The following is a 16,198-nucleotide window of genomic DNA, read 5'->3' as shown; positions in this document are numbered from 1 at the left end:
CATGAGCGACGTGGTCCTGACCGAGACCCGCACGAAGCCGCTGGGCTTCACCGCCGCCGTGGTGGCCGCCGCCGCCGCCTTCTTCGGCCTCTTCGTGGGCACCGCGCAGGGCTCGGGGCTCGTCGGCATCCTGGGCGGCGCGGCGCTCGGCGCCGGGCTCGCCTGGCTCGGCATGGCGGTGGCCGGCCTCGACCGGGAAAAGCCGTTCCGCTGGGCGCTGGTGGCGCTCTTCGCGGTTGCGGGGTTCCTGCTCGGCGGCGTGCCGGGGCTGATCCTCGGCGGCTTCTTCGGCTGGTTTCTCGGCTGGTTCGTCTACTGGATCGGCCGCGGCCGCTACCGCATGCACCTGCCGCCCTACCTGACCGCCGGGCAGGTGCTCTGGCACTACGCCTTCCGGGTGATCTGCGGCGCCATCTTCGTCTTCCTGATCACGCCGATCCTGGTGGTCATGCCGCTGTCGTTCAACGCCGAGAACTTCTTCACCTTCACGCCGGAAATGCTCTCCTTCGATCCCGAGGGCTATTCGCTGCGCCATTACCGCAACTTCTTCAATTCCTCGGAATGGCAGCAGGCGCTCCGCAATTCCCTGCTGATCGCTCCGGTGGCGACCTTCCTGGCGGTCAGCTTCGGCACCCTGGCGGCGATCGGCCTGAGCCAGCCGCACGTGCCGTTCCGCCGCGCCATCATGGCGATCCTGATCTCGCCGATGATCGTGCCGCTGATCATCTCGGCGGCGGGGATGTACTTCTTCTATTCCCGCATCGGCCTGCAGGGCACCTATCTCGGCGTGGTGCTGGCGCATGCCGCGCTGGGCATTCCCTTCGTCATCATCACGGTGACCGCGACGCTGGTGGGCTTCGACCGCTCTCTGACCCGGGCCTCGGCCAATCTCGGCGCCGACCCGGTGCGGACCTTCTTCAAGGTGCAGATGCCGCTGATCCTGCCCGGGGTGATCTCCGGCGGGCTTTTCGCCTTCATCACCTCCTTCGACGAGGTGGTGGTGGTGCTGTTCGTGGGCTCGGCCAACCAGCAGACGCTGCCCTGGCAGATGTTCACCGGCCTGCGCGAACAGATCTCGCCCACCATCCTCGCCGTGGCGACGATCCTCGTGGCGATCTCGATCTGCCTGCTCGCCACCGTCGAGATGCTGCGCCGGCGCTCCGAGCGGCTGCGCGGCATGAGCCCGGGCTGAGGGCGGCGCCGGCATGCTCAAGCGCGTGCTGGCCCGGGTCGCGCACCCGGTCGAGGAAGCCGTCGACCGGGTTCTGTTCCGGTCGCGCCCCGAGCGCGTGGCGATCGACCCCTATCTGGGTTATGCGGGCCCCGAAAATATCGTGCTGCGCGGGCGCGTCCTGTCGGCGCTGCGGCGCACCGATCCCGACCCCGAGGCCAGCCGCTGGGTCAATCTCAAGCAGATGGCGGGCCTGTTCCTGACCCGCGAGGTGCACGACGTCACCGTGCGGGTTGGCGGGGTCAGCGCGCAGAGCGACGAGGAGGGCTATTTCACCCTGCTGCTGCCGCGCGACGGCGGCACGCCCGGCTGGCGCAGCTACACCGCGCAGGCCGAGGGCGGGGTGGAGACCGAACTCGAGGCGCTGATCGCCGATCCGGCCGCGCCCTTCGGGGTGATCTCGGACATCGACGACACGGTGATGGAGACCGGCGCCTATTCGCTGGCCCGCAACCTCGTCACCTCGCTCACCGGCAACGCGCTGACGCGGCACATCTTCCCCGACGCGGTGGAACTGATGAAGGCGGCGGCGGCGCGCCGGGCGCCGATCTACTATGTCAGCTCCTCGCCCTGGAACCTGCACCATTTCCTGACCCGGATCTTCGCCCGGCACGGCCTGCCGCGCGGCCCGATCTTCCTGCGCGATCTCGGCATCTCGCGCACCCAGTTCATCTCGGGCACGCATGGCGACCACAAGGGCGCGGCGATCGACGCGCTGCTGGCGGCGCATCCCGATCTGCCCTTCGTGATGATGGGCGATACCGGCCAGCACGATCCCGGCGTCTATCTCGCGGCGGCGCAGCGCCATCCCGGCCGCATCGTCAAGGTCCTGCTGCGCGAGCCGGGGAAGGGCGCCGATCCCCGCGACCTGGCCGACATCCGCGGGCTCGAGGCGCTCGGCATCGCGGTGGCGCATGCGCCGAGCTTCGAGGGCATGACGCTGCCCGACACGCGGCCCGAGGACCCGGCGCGCTAGCTCCGGCTCAGCCCGAGCGCAGCCCGGTCTCGACCAGCAGGCCGCGGCGCTTGGCCTCGTAGTAGTAGCCGCGGGCATACCAGGACACCGCGCGGTCGAAGCTGCCATCGGCCACCATCCAGGCGCCGCGCAAATACTTCACGGCGTAGCGCAGGTTGGTCTCGGGATCGAGCAGCTCGGAGGGCTCGCCGCGGAAGCCCATGGTGCGGGCGGTGGCGGGCAGGATCTGCATCAGCCCGTAATACGGGCCGTTGCGGGCGCCGGGGCGGTGCCGGCTCTCGCGGATGATCACCCGGTGCACCAGCGGCCGCGGCACGCCGTAGTGATCGGCATACTTGTTGATCAGCCGCCGCAGTTCCGGCGTCTCGTTGGCATGCAGCGGCAGCTTCGGCGTCTCGACCGCGGCAAAGCGCGACACCTCGTTTTCCGGGCGGGCGCCGCCGCAGGCGGCGAGCGCGAGGCTCAGCCCCAGCACGGCAATCAGGCGGATGACGGTCACCGGTTCGGTCCCTCGATCATTGTCGTTGCCCACGGGGATAGCCGATCCGCGCCCCTCCGCGAGCGGCATTTTTCGCCGCCCGACCGGGATCGGCGAAGCTCCGCGCACCGGATCGGCATTGCCAAAGGCGTGCGTCAGGATCATCTTGTGTGCCATGTCCCGGGATCCGCTCACGCTTCTGTCGCTCGGCCACGGCTATTCCGCCCGCGCCCTCGCGCCGCGCCTGCTCGCCGATGGCTGGCAGGTGCTCGGCACCACCCGCGATCCGGCCAAGATGCCCGCCCTGCGCGAGACCGGGGTCGAGCCGGTGCTCTGGGAGCCCGAGGCGCTGCACGCGGCGCTGGGCCGGGCCACCCATCTGCTGATGTCGGCGGCGCCGGACGATCACGGCGACCCGGCCCTGGCGGTGCTGGGCGAGGCGATCGCGGACCGGGCGCGCGATCTCTACTGGGTGGGCTATTTGTCCACCACCGGGGTCTACGGCGACCATCACGGCGCCTGGGTGGACGAGACCACGCCGCTGCACCCGACCGGCCCGCGCGGCCAGGCCCGGGTGCTGGCCGAGGCGGAATGGGGGGCCATCGCGCATCTGCCGCTGCACGTCTTCCGGCTGGCCGGCATCTACGGGCCCGGCCGCGGCCCGTTCGAGAAGCTGCGACGCGGCATGGCGCAGCGCGTGGTCAAGCCGGGCCAGGTCTTCAGCCGCATCCATGTCGAGGACATCGCCACGGTGCTGGAGGCCTCGATCCTGCGGCCGAATCCCGGCGCGGTCTACAATGTTTGCGACGACGACCCGGCGCCGCCGCAGGACGTGCTGGCCTATGCGGCCGAACTTCTGGGCATTCCGGCGCCGCCGGAAGTGCCCTTCGAGGCGGCGGAACTCTCGCCCATGGCGCGCAGTTTCTACGGCGACAACAAGCGCGTCGCCAACGATCGGATGAAGACCGAGCTCGGCGTCGAGCTTGCCTATCCCGATTACAAGAGCGGCCTTGCCGCCCTGCTCGAGACGGAGCCCGCCTGAGCGCCATGACAGACCAGACGCGCGACGATGACGGCCCGGCCGAACCGGCCTCGCTGTGCGAAATCCTGTCGCGGGTGGCCCCGCGCGACGGCGACAGCACCGTCAGCATCGCCGAGGTGCTCGACCGGGTCGGACGCCGGTCCTTCCCGGTGGCGCTGCTGGTGGTGGCGCTGATCCTGATCACGCCGCTTTCCGGCATTCCCGGCGCCCCGACCGTGGGCGGGGCGATCCTGATCCTGATCTCGGGGCAGGCGCTGCTGCACCGCGACCACCTCTGGTTGCCGGGCATCCTGACCCGGCGCAAGGTCAAGGCCGACCGGCTGCGGCAGGGGCTCGACTGGCTCGACAAGCCGGCGGCCTGGGTCGACCGCCACAGCCGCAACCGCTGGCGCGTGCTCACCCGGCGGCCCTTCAGCTCCGTCGCGCTGCTGCTGATCATCGCCACCGCGGTGACCTGGCCGGTGCTGGAACTGCTGCCCTTCTTCACCTCGGCCGGGGCCATCGCCGTGGCGCTGCTGGCGATCGGGCTGATGGTGCATGACGGCATCTACGTCATCGCCGGCTATGTCTGGGTCACCGGCGTCCTCGCCGTGGCGGTGTTCCTGGCCCGCGGCATCCTGTGAGGCCGCGGGGCCGAGGCGTGCGAGCCGCTGCGTGAAGCCGCGCAGCGACGGGCCGCGGCGCGGGGATCCCTGTCTCCGAGTTCCTCGAATTACCCCCGCCAGATCCGGAAACCATCTAAGCTGTGCACCCAGCCCCACCAGATCGCCGGGCCGGGCGGCGGCCCGGCGATGCGCGGCGGTCTGACGGCCTCGATTCCGCGCCGGGGACGGCCCGCCCTGCGGCCGCGTCTCCATGACCCAGCGCCCCCGCAGAGGTCTGCGAGGGCGCCATGATGTCTTTGCCGTGGACGCTGCCGCCCCCGCAACCGGCATTCAATGCCGCGAGCGCCCGCTCAGGCCCGCCGGTCCATCCGGGCCACGCCGAGGACGTCCAGCACCTTGGCCTCGATATCGGCGGCGTTGAGCCCCGCCACGGCATACATGTCGGCCGGGCTGGCCTGGTCGATGAAGATGTCGGGCAGCACCATGGCGCGGAATTTCAGCCCCTCGTCGAACACGCCTTCCTCGGCCAGAAGCTGCGCCACGTGGCTGCCGAAGCCGCCGACCGCGCCCTCCTCGATGGTGATCAGCGCCTCGTGGCGCCCGGCCAGCCGCAGGATCAGGTCGCGGTCGAGCGGCTTGGCGAAGCGGGCATCGGCCACGGTGGGGCGCACGCCGCGGGCCTCCAGCGCCTCGCAGGCCTCCAGCACCTCCTTGAGGCGGGTGCCGTAGGACAGGATGGCGACGCGGCTGCCCTCGCGGATCATCCGGCCGCGGCCGATCGGGATCGGCACGCCGCGCTCGGGCATCTCCACCCCCACGCCTTCGCCCCGCGGGTAGCGGAAGGCGATGGGGCCGGCGTCATGCGCCGCCGCGGTCGCCACCATGTGGACCAGCTCGGCCTCGTCGGCGGCGGCCATCACGGTGAAGCCCGGCAGGTTGGCGAGAAAGGCGGTGTCGTAGCTGCCGGCATGGGTCGCGCCGTCGGCGCCGACCAGCCCGGCGCGGTCGATGGCGAAGCGCACCGGCAGGCGCTGGATCGCCACGTCGTGCACCACCTGGTCGTAGCCGCGCTGCAGGAAGGTCGAGTAGATCGCCGCGAAGGGCCGCATGCCGCCGGCGGCCAGCCCGGCGGCGAAGGTCACGGCATGCTGCTCGGCGATGCCCACGTCGAAGCAGCGCGACGGAAACCGCTTGTCGAACAGGTCGAGCCCGGTGCCGTCGGGCATCGCCGCGGTGACCGCGCAGATCTTCGGATCGCGCTCGGCCTCGCGCAGCAGCGCCTCGGCGAAGACCTTGGTGTAGGAGGGCGCGTTCGACGGCGCCTTCTTCTGGGCGCCGGAGACCACGTCGAACTTGGCCGTGGCATGGCCGCGGTCGGCGCGCTCCTCGGCCGGGGCGTAGCCCTTGCCCTTCTTGGTGATGACATGCAGCAGGATCGGCCCGTGCGCGCGGGCCTTGATGGTGCGCAGCACCGGCAGGAGCTGGTCGAGGTCGTGGCCGTCGATGGGGCCGAGATAGGAAAAGCCCAGCGCCTCGAACAGCGTGCCGCCCATCGCCATGCCCTTGAGCATGTCCTTGGCGCGCTTGGCGCCCTCGCGGAACGGCTCGGGCAGGAACGACACTGCGCCTTTGGCGGCGTCCTTCAGGGTGTGGAACGGGGTCTCGGTGTAGAGCCGCGAGAGATAGGCCGACATGGCGCCCACGGGGGGCGCGATCGACATCTCGTTGTCGTTGAGGATGACGATCATCCGCTTCTTCAGGTCGCCGGCGTTGTTCATCGCCTCGTAGGCCATGCCGGCCGACATCGCGCCGTCGCCGATCACCGCGATGGCGTCGCCGTGCCCGGTATCGCAGGCGCCGCCCAGATCGCGCGCCACGGCAAAGCCCAGCGCCGCCGAGATCGAGGTCGAGGAATGCGCCGCGCCGAACGGGTCGTAGGGGCTTTCCGACCGCTTGGTGAAGCCCGACAGGCCGTCCTTCTGGCGCAGCGTGCGGATGCGGTCGCGGCGCCCGGTGAGGATCTTGTGCGGGTAGGTCTGGTGGCTGACATCCCAGACGATCTTGTCGCGCGGCGCGTCGAACACCGCGTGCAGCGCCACGGTAAGCTCGATCACGCCGAGCCCGGCGCCGAGATGGCCGCCGGTCTCCGACACCGCCGAGATGGTCTCGGCGCGCAGCTCATGGGCCAGCCGCACCAGTTCGGCATCGCTGAAGGCCTTGAGATCGGCGGGGCTTGTCACCCGGTCGAGAAGCGGGGTCACGGGACGGTCGGACATCGGGGGCGGCGCCTCCTTCGGGGGCGTAACGTGGCGGTCGGGTGGCGGAACCTGCGCTCAGGCGCGACGCTCCAGGACGAAGCGGGCGGCCGCGGTCAGACCGCGCGCCCCGTCGCCATAGCCAGATAGGGCATCGCAGGCGGTGTCCACAAGCGCCCGTGCCCGGGCGCGGGCCCCCTCGACGCCGAGCAGCGACACGAAGGTCGCCTTGCCGGCGGCGGCGTCCTTGCCGACCGCCTTGCCGAGCGCCGCGGCGCTGCCCTCGACATCAAGCAGGTCGTCGGCGATCTGGAAGGCGAGGCCCAGCGCCTCGGCGTAGCGCCGCATCGGCGCCGGATCGGCCCCGGCGAGCCGCGGCCCGGCCTCGGCGGCCCAGATCATCAGCGCCCCGGTCTTGCCCGCCTGCAGCGCGGTGATCTGGTCGAGATCGAGCGGCCGCTCGGCGCGTTCGGCGGCGATGTCGCGGGCCTGGCCCAGCACCATGCCCTGGGCGCCCGCGGCGCGCGCGAGGCTGAGCGCCAGGTCGGCGCGCACCGCCGCATCGGCGTGGCATTCGGGCGCCAGGCAGAGCTCGAAGCCCAGCGTCAGGAGCGCGTCGCCGGCGAGGATGGCGGTGGCCTCGTCCCATTTGCGGTGCACCGTGGGCTGGCCGCGGCGCAGATCGTCGTCGTCCATCGCCGGCAGGTCGTCATGGACCAGCGAATAGGCGTGCACCGCCTCGATGGCGAGCGCCGGGGCCAGCGCGTCACCCACGCCATGCAGGCGCGCGCCCTCCAGCACCAGGTAGCCCCGCAGCCCCTTGCCGCCGGCCACCGCGTAGCGCATCGCGTCGCCCAGATCGCCCGCGGGCAGCCCCGCCAGCCGCTGCGCAAAGCCCTCCGCGAGCCGCGCCCGGGCCTCGGCGAGGGCGTCCTCGAAGCGCGCATCGGCCAGGGCCATGGCGCTCAGAGGCCCGTGACCGGGGTCTTGCCGGTGGCGTTGCCCTCGGCGTCCAGAGTGATCTGGGCAACCTTCTCCTCGGCCTCGCGCAGCTTGGCCTCGCAGCGCTTGCGCAGCTTGTCGCCGCGCTCGTAGAGCCGGATCGAGTCCTCGAGCGGCACGTCGCCGCGTTCCAGCTGCCCGACCACGCGTTCGAGCTCTGCCATGGCCGCCTCGAAGCTCAGCTCCTCGACCGGCGTCGGCTCCGTCTCGTCGCTCATCCTGCCGCCTCCATCAGTTCCTCGACAAGCGCCCGGCCCGCGGCGCTGAGCGCGTGCAGATCATAGCCGCCTTCCAAAGTCGAGACCACGCGGCCGCCGCAGATCTCGGCCGCCAGCGCGCAGAGTTCGCGGCTCAGCCAGCGGAAATCCTCGGCCGTCCATTCCAGGTTGGCCAGCGGGTCGTCGGCATGGGCGTCGAAGCCCGCCGACAGGATCAGCAGCTCGGGCGCGAAGTCGCGCAGGCGCGGAAAGACCCGGTCGCGGTAGAGCGCGCGCATCTCGTCGCCGCCGCTGCCCGGCGCCAGCGGCAGGTTGACCACGTTGTCATGCGCGCCGCGTTCGTGCGGGGCGCCGGTCCCGGGCCAGAGCGGCGATTGGTGCGAGCTCACGAAGAGCGCGCGGGCCTCGTTCCAGAGCAGGTCCTGGGTGCCGTTGCCATGGTGGACGTCGAAATCCACCACCGCGACGCGGGCCAGGCCGTGGGTCTCGAGCGCGTGGCGCGCCGCCAGCGCCGCGCTGCCGAAGAGGCAGAAGCCCATCGGCGTTGCGGTTTCGGCGTGGTGGCCCGGGGGACGGGTGGCGCAGAAGGCGTTGCCGGCCTCGCCGTCCAGCACCATGTCGACGGCGCGGAGCGCCGCGCCGACGCCCCGCAGCGCGGCGTTCCACGATCCCGGCGACAGCCAGGTATCGGCGTCGAGCGGGGTCTGGCCGCGCTCCGGCACCGCGTCGCGGATGCGGTCGATGTAGTCCTGCGGGTGGCACAGACGCAGCTGCGCCTCCTCGGCCAGAGGCGCCGTGACGCGGCTGAGGTCGAGCGGCTCCAGCGCGTGCAGCAGATGCTCCAGCCGCGCCACCCGTTCGGGATGGCCGTCCGGGGTGACGTGGCCGAGGCAGTCGGCATGGGTGAGGAGGGCGGTCGGCATGGCAGGCTCCCGGCGCAACGGATCGGCGGTGATCAGGCGGCGAGGTAATCGCGATTTCCCGGCCGGGGCAACCGCCGGTCCCGGCGCCGGGCGCCGACCGGCGGTGCCGCGCCGCCGCGGCGGGCCTGTAGCCCGGTCTCAGTCCGGCGCCAGCATGTAGCCCGAGCCGCGCACCGTCTGCAGGTAGCGCGGCTGTTTCGGGTCGTTCTCGATCTTGCGCCGGAGCCGGGTGATCTGCACGTCGACCGCGCGCTCCTGGCTCTGGCCGCGGTCGCGGCCCAGATCCTCGACCAGCTGGGCCCGCGACAGCGGCTCGCCCGGCTTGGCGGCGAAGATCCGCATCAGGTGGCTCTCGGTGGCGGTCAGCCGCACCGGGTCGGGGCCGCGCCACATCTCGCCCTTCTCGATGTCGTAGCGGATCGGCCCGAGGGTCAGCAGCTTCGGCCCGGTCTCGGAGACCGGCGGCTCGGGCATGCGGCGCAGGATGGCGTTGATCCGCAGCAGCAGCTCCTTGGGCTCGAAGGGCTTGGCGAGGTAGTCGTCGGCGCCGGCCTCGAGCCCGGCGATGCGGTCCTCGGTCTCGGCCTTCGCGGTGAGCAGCAGGATCGGCGTGTCGCGGCTTTCGCGCAGCCAGCGCGTCAGGCTGACGCCGTCCTCGCCCGGCATCATCACGTCGAGCACGAGAAGGTCGAAATCGAGCCCGGCGAGCACCCGCCTTGCATGCGCGGCGTCGCGCGCCGCGGAGACCATGAAGCCCTGCCGCATCAGGAATTTCTGCAGCAGGCCGCGAATCCGCTCGTCGTCGTCGACGATCAGCAGATGGGCGTCGGGATCGCTCATCCTCGGCCCTCCCTCAGGCGGTGATATTGCCGGCGCTGTTCGGGATCCATCATCGCCTCGAGCACCTGCCGGAAGCCCGACACCGCCTCCGGCCCGGCCTGCCGGTAGGCCGAACGCATGCGGGCGCGCTGCGCGTCCGAGAGCCGGCTCTCGAGGTCGCGGCCCGACTCGGTCAGGTAGAGGTGGCGCTCGCGCTTGTCGGTGCGGCCGACGCGGCTTTCCACCAGCCCGTCGGCGACCAGCGTGCGCAGCACCCGGTTCAGCGATTGCTTGGTCACCCCGAGGATCGTCAGCAGGTTGTTGATCGTGGTGCCCGGGGCGCAGTTGATGAAGTGCAGCGCCCGGTGATGGGCCCGGCCATAGGCCAGTTCGACGAGGATGCGGTCGGGGTCGGCGGTGAAGCCGCGATAGGCGAAGAACATCGCCTCGATGCCCTGCCGGAGCTGTTCGTCGGTGAGGAACAGCAGCGATTCCGCGCCGCCGGCCTGCACCCGTTCGCTGTCGCCCACATCCATCTGCGCCGTCCGTTCCGCCGTTCCCTGGTGCAGTTTATGTCAGCTATGTTGACATTCCAAGGTGCAGTTGATAGTTCCGCCGGGATTTTGGGCAATATCCGGTCGGCGCGTCCGGCGTCTTGCGCAAGATGTGAAAACCTTCAGCGGAAAGGGTGCGGCATGGCCGGGGCATATGATGATCGCGACGGCAAGATCTGGATGGACGGAAAGCTCCTCGACTGGCGCTCGGCCAACGTGCATGTGCTGACCCACGCCATGCACTACGCCAGCTCGGTCTTCGAGGGCGAGCGGGCCTACAACGGCAAGATCTTCCTGTCCCGCCAGCATTCCGAACGGCTGCATTACTCGGCCAATTGCCTCGACTTCGAGATCCCGTTCTCGGTCGACGAGATCGAGGCCGCCAAGGAGGAGGTGCTGCGCGTCAACGGCTTCACCGACGCCTATGTCCGGGCCCTGGCCTGGCGCGGCGCCGGCGAAGACATGGGCGTCGCCTCCAAGCGCAACCCGGTGCGGCTGGCCATCGCGGCCTGGGAATGGGGCAGCTATTACGGCGACGCCAAGATGAAGGGCGCCAAGCTCGACATCGCCAAGTGGAAGCGGCCCTCGCCCGAGACCGCGCCGAGCCACGCCAAGGCCGCCGGGCTCTACATGATCTGCACCATGGCCAAGCACCAGGCCGAGGCCAAGGGCTGCTCGGACGCGATGATGTTCGACTATCGCGGCTACGTCGCCGAGGCGACCGGCGCCAACATCTTCTTCGTCAAGGACGGCGAGGTGCACACGCCGAAGCCGGATTGCTTCCTCAACGGCCTGACCCGCCAGACCGTGGTCGGCATGCTCGAGGAGCGCCAGATCAGGGTGCACGAGCGCCACATCATGCCCGAGGAGCTGGAGGGGTTCGAACAGTGCTGGCTGACCGGCACCGCCGCCGAGGTCACCCCGGTGGGGCAGATCGGCGATTACAATTTCGAGGTCGGCGCGCTGGCCCGCGAGATCGCCGAAGCCTACGAGAAGAAGGTCCGGGCCTGATCCCGGCCGCGCCCCGACCCCGGTCCGGGCGCGGGTGGGCCGGGCGGTCCGTCCGCCCCCGCCCATCCGCCGCGCGGGCGGGCGCCGGTCAGCGGGCGTGACGTAAGGCGCCGCGCGACGACCGCCGGCGCCGCTCCCGTCTCAGCCGCCCAGCAGGTGCAGCAGCGCGGCCTCCGCCCGCCGCAGGCCGCGCCAGTCCGGCGCCGCCCGGGCCAGCGCCGCGCGCTCCTCGGCTGCGGTCTCGGTCAAAGCGATCACCTCGGGGTGGATGTAGCTCTTGCGGGCGATCGCCGGGGTGTTGCAGAGCCGCTCCGCCGCCGCCTCGGACAGCGCCTTCACCGTCGGGCTCTCCTCGGCCAGCGCGCATTCCAGCGCCGCCACGCTGCCGGTCCAGGTGCGGAAGGTCTTGGCGGTGAAGGCCGCCCCGCCGGTGATCTCGGCCAGCCGCCGGTTGACCTCGCCGGAGGTGACGCAGCGCTTGGTGCCGTCGGCATCGCACCACGAGACCAGCGTCGGCCCGGCCAGGTCGTCGAGCTGCGACAGGATGCGCAGCAGCGTGCGGTCGCGCAGGGCCTTGCGCACCCGAATGCCGCCCTTGCCGCGATAGGCGAGCCGCAGCCGGTCCTCGCGCAGGTCGAGATGCTGGCGCCGCAGGGTGGTGGCGCCGTAGGTGCGGTTCTCGCGCGCATAGTCGGAATTGCCGACGCGCAGGCCGGCGCGGTCGATCAGCGCCAACACCGCGGCGAGCGCGAAGTCATGGTCGCCGACCTCGCCCTCGCGCAGGTCGCGGCTGATGCGGCGGCGCAGGCCCGGCAGCGCCGCGCCGAAGGCGGCGAGCTGGTCGTACTTGGCGCGGGCGCGGAACTCGGTCCAGTCGGGATGGTAGCGATACTGCTTGCGCGCCCGGGCGTCGCGCCCGGTGGCCTGCAGGTGGCCCTGCGGCTCGGGGCACATCCAGACGTCGCGATAGGCCGGCGGCACCGCCAGCGCGTCGAGCCGCCGGCGTTCGCGCCGGTCGTCGATCGACGTGCCGTCGGGGGCGGTGTAGCTCCAGCCGCGGCCGCGCCGCCGGCGCCGTATGCCGGGGCGGTCGTCGGGGTAGTAGATCAGGTCTGCGGCGAGGCTCATTGCCGGGCAACGCCGGCGCCCGGTGGCGGTTCCCCGCCGCCGCTTGATCCTGCCCGGCTTCGCTGTCACCCTGCCGCGATACGGCGGGCGGGAGCAGGAGAGGCATGCAGGATCAGACCATCGGCGCCGAGGTGCGCAGCCCCGATCTGCCCGCGGCGGAGATGTTCGAGGATGCCGGGGCGGCGGTCGAGCGGCTCTGCGAGCTTTATGACGGCGGGGTCGATTTCCTGTGCCGCGGCTTCGAGGAGCTGATGGCGGGCGACGCCCGGCCGGCGGGACGCTTCCGCGCCTTCTACCCCGAGATCCGCGTCGCCACCGCGACCTTCGCCAAGGTCGACAGCCGGCTCAGCTTCGGCCACCTGCCGGCGCCCGGGCTCTATGCGGCGACGATCACCCGCCCCGACCTCTTCGGCTATTACCTGCGCCAGCAGATCCGGCTGCTGATCGAGAACCACGGCGTGGCGGTGCGGGTCGGCCTGTCGACGACGCCAATCCCGATCCATTTCGCGGTGGCGGCGCGGTCGGGCCGGGCGGTGCCGCAGGAGGGGGCGGCGGAGTTCGTGCTGCGCGACCTCTTCGACGTGCCCGACCTGACCTCCACGAACGACGACATCGTCAACGGCATCGCGCTGCCCGATCCCGACGGCGCGCGGCCCCTGGCGCCGTTCACCGCGCAGCGCGTCGATTATTCGCTTGCCCGCCTGGCGCATTACACGGCGACCGATCCGGAGCACTTCCAGAACCACGTCCTGTTCACCAACTACCAGTTCTACGTCACCGAGTTCGAGGCCTTCGCGCGCGCCATGCTGGCCGATCCCGACAGCGGCTACACCAGCTTCGTGTCCACCGACAACGTGGAGATCACCGGGCCGGACGGCACCATCCCGCCGACCCTGAAGACGCCGCAGATGCCGACCTACCACCTCAAGCGCAAGGGCGGGGCGGGGATCACGCTGGTCAATATCGGCGTCGGGCCCTCGAACGCCAAGACCGCCACCGACCACATCGCGGTGCTGCGCCCGCATGCCTGGATGATGGTCGGGCATTGCGCCGGGCTCAGGAACAGCCAGAGCCTGGGCGATTTCGTGCTGGCCCACGCCTATCTGCGCGAGGACCGCGTGCTCGACGACGACCTGCCGGTCTGGGTGCCGATCCCGGCGCTGGCCGAGATCCAGATCGCGCTGGAGCGCGCCGTCGAGGAGGTCACCCAGCTCGACGGTTACGACCTGAAGCGGATCATGCGCACCGGCACCGTGGCCTCGGTCGACAACCGCAACTGGGAGCTCCGCGACACGTCGGGTCCGGTGCAGCGGCTGAGCCAGTCGCGCGCCGTGGCGCTCGACATGGAGAGCGCCACCATCGCCGCCAACGGCTTCCGCTTCCGGGTGCCCTACGGCACGCTGCTCTGCGTTTCCGACAAGCCGCTGCATGGCGAGCTGAAGCTGCCCGGCATGGCCTCGGACTTCTACAAGACCCAGGTGGCGCGGCACCTGATGATCGGCATCCGGGCCATGGAACAGTTGCGCGAGATGCCTCTGGAACGTATCCACAGCCGGAAGCTGCGCAGTTTCGAGGAGACGGCCTTCCTGTGACGGCCGGCTGACGCTGCGACAGGCGCGCATTTTGTGTGGTTTTCCCGGGGTGCAACCCCACAGTTTCTTGTGTTGTAACTCTATATGAGGTTTACTCGCGGCAATCTGGCCCCAGAGAGGGCTGCAAAGGAGACAGTTCATGGCGAAGCCGATGACCAAGACGCAGCTCGTCGCTGCACTGGCCGAGGAGATGGGCAGCGACAAGAAGACGGCCGGGGCCGCTCTCGATGCGCTGACCGGCATCATCACCAAAGAGGTGTCCGAGGGCGGCGCGGTCACCCTGCCGGGCATCGGCAAGATCTATTGCCGCGAGCGCCCGGAGCGCATGGTGCGCAACCCCGCCACCGGCGAGCAGTTCAAGAAGGAAGCCGACAAGCAGGTCAAGGTGACCGTGGCGAAGGCCCTGAAGGACAGCGTCAACGAGTGACGGCGCCGCCCCGCGGGGCATCGCGATTGCAAGGCCGCCCCATCCGGGCGGCCTTTGTTTTTTGGGCGTGCGGGTTCCCGCCGGCGGCCCTGCGGGGCGGGGCTCGGCGGCTTCCTGCCCATTTCGGGGGAACCAGCGCCCAGGCCACCGGTTGTGTCCGCAAGGCTGGAGGATACCGGCCCTTGTTTTCGCATTGTTCGTGCCTGTGCCAGTCAGCCCGTTTCCTGCCACGCTCAGAATGAGGGAGAGCGCCTTGGACCGTCTCGCCCGCCGTCTCGGCCTTCAGACCGATCCCGTCATCTTCTTTTCCGCGGCGGCCTTCATGGTGGTCTTCGCACTGGCCCTGATCCTGTTTCCCGGCCCGATCGGCGACGCCTTCGCCGCGGCGCGGGCCTGGATCGTCACCAATCTCGGCTGGTTCTTCATCCTGGGCGTCAATGTCTGGCTGGGCTTCCTGATCTGGGTCTCGACCAGCCGCTACGGCCATGTCCGGCTGGGCGGCCGCAACGCGCGCCCGGAATATTCCAACCTGTCCTGGTTCACCATGCTGTTCGCCGGCGGCATCGGCACGGTGCTGATGTTCTGGGGCGTGGCCGAGCCGATGAGCCATTTCGCCAACCCGCCGATGCCGGGGGTCGAGGCGCATTCGCGCGAGGCGGCGCAGGACGCGATCTCCATCGCGCTCTACCATCTCGGCCTGCACACCTGGACGATCTTCACCCTGCCGGGGCTGGCCTTCGCCTATTTCATCTACCGCTACCGGCTGCCGGTGCGGGTCTCCTCGGTGTTCTTCCCGCTGCTCGGCGACGGCATCTACGGCCCGGTCGGAAAGACCATCGACGTGGTCGCCATCCTCGGCACCCTGTTCGGCGTGGCGGTGTCGCTGGGCCTCGGCTCGAGCCAGGTCGCGGCCGGGCTCAACGAACTGTTCGGCACCGGCGACGGGCCGACGGTGCAGATCCTGATCATTGCGGTGCTCACCGGGGTGGCGGTGACCTCGATCGTCGCCGGCCTCGACAGCGGGGTGAAGCTGCTGTCGAACATCAATATCGGTATGGCCGTGCTGCTGATGCTCTTCGTGGTGGTGACCGGCTCGACCCTGTTCCTGCTCCGCGGCATCGTCGAGACGGCGGGTCTCTACCTGCACAACCTGCCGCGGCTGGCCTTCTGGAACGACATGCTCGAGAACATCTCGCCGGACGGCACGGATTGGGGCTGGCAGGGCGACTGGACGGTGTTCTACTGGGCCTGGACGGTGACCTGGTCGCCCTTCATGGGGCTCTTCGTGGCGCGCATCTCCAAGGGCCGGACGATCCGCGAATTCGTCATGGGCGTGCTGCTCGCGCCGTCGCTCTTCACCCTGGTCTGGTTCGCGGTCTTCGGCTGGCAGGCGATGGAGATCGACGGCATCGGCGCCGCGGCGCGCGACGCCATGGGCGAGACCGCGGGACAGCTGAGCGCGGCGGTCTCGGAATCGATCCCGCTGGCGATGTTCGCCTTCTTCGAGGCCTTTCCCTTCACCACGCTGATCCAGGGTTTCGGGGTGCTGATCGTTGCGATCTTCTTCGCCACCTCGTCGGACTCGGCCTCGCTGGTGGTCGACATGCTCTGCACCGGCGAGGCGCAGGCCGGCCCGGTGCAGCAGCGCCTGTTCTGGGGCATCGCCGAGGGCACGATCGCGATCCTGCTGATCATGCTGGCCGGGCAGGCCGGTCTGACCGCGCTGCAGCAGGTCATCACGGTGATCGGCCTGCCGATATTCTGCCTGGTCTTCATGATGATCCCGGCGATCATCAAGGGGCTCTTGGCCGAGGATATCGATTACGTCACGGTGGGCCCGCGGCCCGACCGCTCGGAGCTGCACAGCGATGCCGAGCCGGCCGGCGCGGCGCATACGGGGCTCGACCCGGCCCGCGCCTCGCGGGTCTGACCGGGGG

16 protein-coding genes are annotated in these 16,198 nt (G+C 70.5%); 8 read left to right on the top strand and 8 right to left on the bottom strand.

Annotated features, from left to right (window positions below; translation table 11 throughout):
* The first annotated feature begins 1 nt into the window (after position 1).
* Both ACXYMW_RS11825 and ACXYMW_RS11820 read left to right on the top strand, forming a co-directional pair.
* Complete coding sequence (locus ACXYMW_RS11825; RefSeq protein ID WP_459035528.1) at positions 2 to 1,192, top strand: ABC transporter permease; 1,191 nt, start codon at positions 2 to 4, stop codon at positions 1,190 to 1,192.
* A gap of 13 nt (positions 1,193 to 1,205) precedes the next feature.
* The gene (locus tag ACXYMW_RS11820) at positions 1,206 to 2,207 is read left to right on the top strand and encodes a phosphatase domain-containing protein (RefSeq protein WP_459035527.1); all 1,002 of its coding nucleotides are present in this window, start codon (positions 1,206 to 1,208) and stop codon (positions 2,205 to 2,207) included.
* A gap of 7 nt (positions 2,208 to 2,214) precedes the next feature.
* Here ACXYMW_RS11820 and ACXYMW_RS11815 read toward each other — a convergent pair whose 3' ends face one another.
* Positions 2,215 to 2,706, bottom strand: a complete 492-nt coding sequence (locus ACXYMW_RS11815) for a transglycosylase SLT domain-containing protein (RefSeq protein ID WP_459035526.1) — start codon at positions 2,704 to 2,706, stop codon at positions 2,215 to 2,217.
* Between the two features lie 154 nt (positions 2,707 to 2,860).
* Here ACXYMW_RS11815 and ACXYMW_RS11810 point away from each other — a divergent pair, with 154 nt between their 5' ends.
* Together ACXYMW_RS11810 and ACXYMW_RS11805 are read left to right on the top strand one after the other, a co-directional pair.
* Positions 2,861 to 3,727, top strand: a complete 867-nt coding sequence (locus ACXYMW_RS11810; RefSeq protein WP_459035525.1) for an SDR family oxidoreductase — start codon at positions 2,861 to 2,863, stop codon at positions 3,725 to 3,727.
* Positions 3,728 to 3,732: 5 nt separating this feature from the next.
* Positions 3,733 to 4,350 (top strand): exopolysaccharide biosynthesis protein, encoded by a 618-nt coding sequence (locus ACXYMW_RS11805; protein ID WP_459035524.1) that lies wholly within the window; start codon positions 3,733 to 3,735, stop codon positions 4,348 to 4,350.
* A 332-nt stretch (positions 4,351 to 4,682) separates the two neighbouring features.
* Here ACXYMW_RS11805 and dxs read toward each other — a convergent pair whose 3' ends face one another.
* The 6 genes from dxs to ACXYMW_RS11775 all read right to left on the bottom strand — a co-directional run bounded on the left by dxs (position 4,683) and on the right by ACXYMW_RS11775 (position 10,085).
* Complete coding sequence (gene dxs / locus ACXYMW_RS11800) at positions 4,683 to 6,608, bottom strand: 1-deoxy-D-xylulose-5-phosphate synthase (protein ID WP_459035523.1); 1,926 nt, start codon at positions 6,606 to 6,608, stop codon at positions 4,683 to 4,685.
* Between the two features lie 57 nt (positions 6,609 to 6,665).
* Positions 6,666 to 7,547: a polyprenyl synthetase family protein gene (locus ACXYMW_RS11795; RefSeq protein ID WP_459035522.1), complete on the bottom strand. Its 882-nt coding sequence runs from the start codon at positions 7,545 to 7,547 to the stop codon at positions 6,666 to 6,668.
* Positions 7,548 to 7,552: 5 nt separating this feature from the next.
* Positions 7,553 to 7,807 (bottom strand): exodeoxyribonuclease VII small subunit, encoded by a 255-nt coding sequence (locus ACXYMW_RS11790; protein WP_459035521.1) that lies wholly within the window; start codon positions 7,805 to 7,807, stop codon positions 7,553 to 7,555.
* Entirely contained in the window at positions 7,804 to 8,730 is a 927-nt protein-coding gene (locus ACXYMW_RS11785) for a histone deacetylase family protein (protein WP_459035520.1), read from the bottom strand. The genes ACXYMW_RS11790 and ACXYMW_RS11785 overlap by 4 nt, the downstream gene beginning before the upstream one ends.
* A 138-nt stretch (positions 8,731 to 8,868) precedes the next feature.
* On the bottom strand, positions 8,869 to 9,570 hold the full coding sequence (locus ACXYMW_RS11780) for a response regulator (protein WP_459035519.1): 702 nt from the start codon (positions 9,568 to 9,570) through the stop codon (positions 8,869 to 8,871).
* Complete coding sequence (locus ACXYMW_RS11775) at positions 9,567 to 10,085, bottom strand: MarR family winged helix-turn-helix transcriptional regulator (protein WP_459035518.1); 519 nt, start codon at positions 10,083 to 10,085, stop codon at positions 9,567 to 9,569. The genes ACXYMW_RS11780 and ACXYMW_RS11775 overlap by 4 nt, the downstream gene beginning before the upstream one ends.
* Positions 10,086 to 10,244: 159 nt before the next feature.
* On the opposite strand from ACXYMW_RS11775, the gene ACXYMW_RS11770 reads away from it, so the two are divergent.
* A complete protein-coding gene (locus tag ACXYMW_RS11770) occupies positions 10,245 to 11,114 on the top strand; it encodes a branched-chain amino acid aminotransferase (protein WP_459035517.1) in 870 nt (289 codons plus the stop codon).
* 141 nt (positions 11,115 to 11,255) lie between these two features.
* On the opposite strand, the gene ACXYMW_RS11765 is transcribed toward ACXYMW_RS11770, so the two are convergent.
* The gene (locus tag ACXYMW_RS11765; protein ID WP_459035516.1) at positions 11,256 to 12,242 is read right to left on the bottom strand and encodes a DNA topoisomerase IB; all 987 of its coding nucleotides are present in this window, start codon (positions 12,240 to 12,242) and stop codon (positions 11,256 to 11,258) included.
* Between the two features lie 104 nt (positions 12,243 to 12,346).
* Here ACXYMW_RS11765 and ACXYMW_RS11760 point away from each other — a divergent pair, with 104 nt between their 5' ends.
* The 3 genes from ACXYMW_RS11760 to ACXYMW_RS11750 all read left to right on the top strand — a co-directional run bounded on the left by ACXYMW_RS11760 (position 12,347) and on the right by ACXYMW_RS11750 (position 16,191).
* Entirely contained in the window at positions 12,347 to 13,834 is a 1,488-nt protein-coding gene (locus ACXYMW_RS11760; RefSeq protein WP_459035515.1) for an AMP nucleosidase, read from the top strand.
* Between the two features lie 139 nt (positions 13,835 to 13,973).
* Positions 13,974 to 14,261 (top strand): HU family DNA-binding protein, encoded by a 288-nt coding sequence (locus tag ACXYMW_RS11755; protein WP_459035514.1) that lies wholly within the window; start codon positions 13,974 to 13,976, stop codon positions 14,259 to 14,261.
* Between the two features lie 253 nt (positions 14,262 to 14,514).
* Positions 14,515 to 16,191 (top strand): BCCT family transporter, encoded by a 1,677-nt coding sequence (locus tag ACXYMW_RS11750; RefSeq protein WP_459035513.1) that lies wholly within the window; start codon positions 14,515 to 14,517, stop codon positions 16,189 to 16,191.
* Positions 16,192 to 16,198 lie beyond the last annotated feature (7 nt).

The organism is Roseivivax sp. CAU 1761, assembly GCF_054482755.1.
Note: the sequence above shows the minus strand (reverse complement) of the source record. Positions and strands in the feature narration are given on the sequence as shown.

Excerpts from the sequence above, each read along its gene's own strand:
- dxs (WP_459035523.1), bottom strand. The coding sequence starts at position 6,608 with ATGTCCGACCGTCCCGTGACCCCGCTTCTCGACCGGGTGACAAGCCCC.
- ACXYMW_RS11770 (WP_459035517.1), top strand. The coding sequence starts at position 10,245 with ATGGCCGGGGCATATGATGATCGCGACGGCAAGATCTGGATGGACGGA.
- ACXYMW_RS11790 (WP_459035521.1), bottom strand. The coding sequence starts at position 7,807 with ATGAGCGACGAGACGGAGCCGACGCCGGTCGAGGAGCTGAGCTTCGAG.
- ACXYMW_RS11780 (WP_459035519.1), bottom strand. The coding sequence starts at position 9,570 with ATGAGCGATCCCGACGCCCATCTGCTGATCGTCGACGACGACGAGCGG.
- ACXYMW_RS11810 (WP_459035525.1), top strand. The coding sequence starts at position 2,861 with ATGTCCCGGGATCCGCTCACGCTTCTGTCGCTCGGCCACGGCTATTCC.
- ACXYMW_RS11775 (WP_459035518.1), bottom strand. The coding sequence starts at position 10,085 with ATGGATGTGGGCGACAGCGAACGGGTGCAGGCCGGCGGCGCGGAATCG.
- ACXYMW_RS11760 (WP_459035515.1), top strand. The coding sequence starts at position 12,347 with ATGCAGGATCAGACCATCGGCGCCGAGGTGCGCAGCCCCGATCTGCCC.
- ACXYMW_RS11785 (WP_459035520.1), bottom strand. The coding sequence starts at position 8,730 with ATGCCGACCGCCCTCCTCACCCATGCCGACTGCCTCGGCCACGTCACC.
- ACXYMW_RS11765 (WP_459035516.1), bottom strand. The coding sequence starts at position 12,242 with ATGAGCCTCGCCGCAGACCTGATCTACTACCCCGACGACCGCCCCGGC.
- ACXYMW_RS11755 (WP_459035514.1), top strand. The coding sequence starts at position 13,974 with ATGGCGAAGCCGATGACCAAGACGCAGCTCGTCGCTGCACTGGCCGAG.
- ACXYMW_RS11805 (WP_459035524.1), top strand. The coding sequence starts at position 3,733 with ATGACAGACCAGACGCGCGACGATGACGGCCCGGCCGAACCGGCCTCG.
- ACXYMW_RS11795 (WP_459035522.1), bottom strand. The coding sequence starts at position 7,547 with ATGGCCCTGGCCGATGCGCGCTTCGAGGACGCCCTCGCCGAGGCCCGG.
- ACXYMW_RS11825 (WP_459035528.1), top strand. The coding sequence starts at position 2 with ATGAGCGACGTGGTCCTGACCGAGACCCGCACGAAGCCGCTGGGCTTC.
- ACXYMW_RS11820 (WP_459035527.1), top strand. The coding sequence starts at position 1,206 with ATGCTCAAGCGCGTGCTGGCCCGGGTCGCGCACCCGGTCGAGGAAGCC.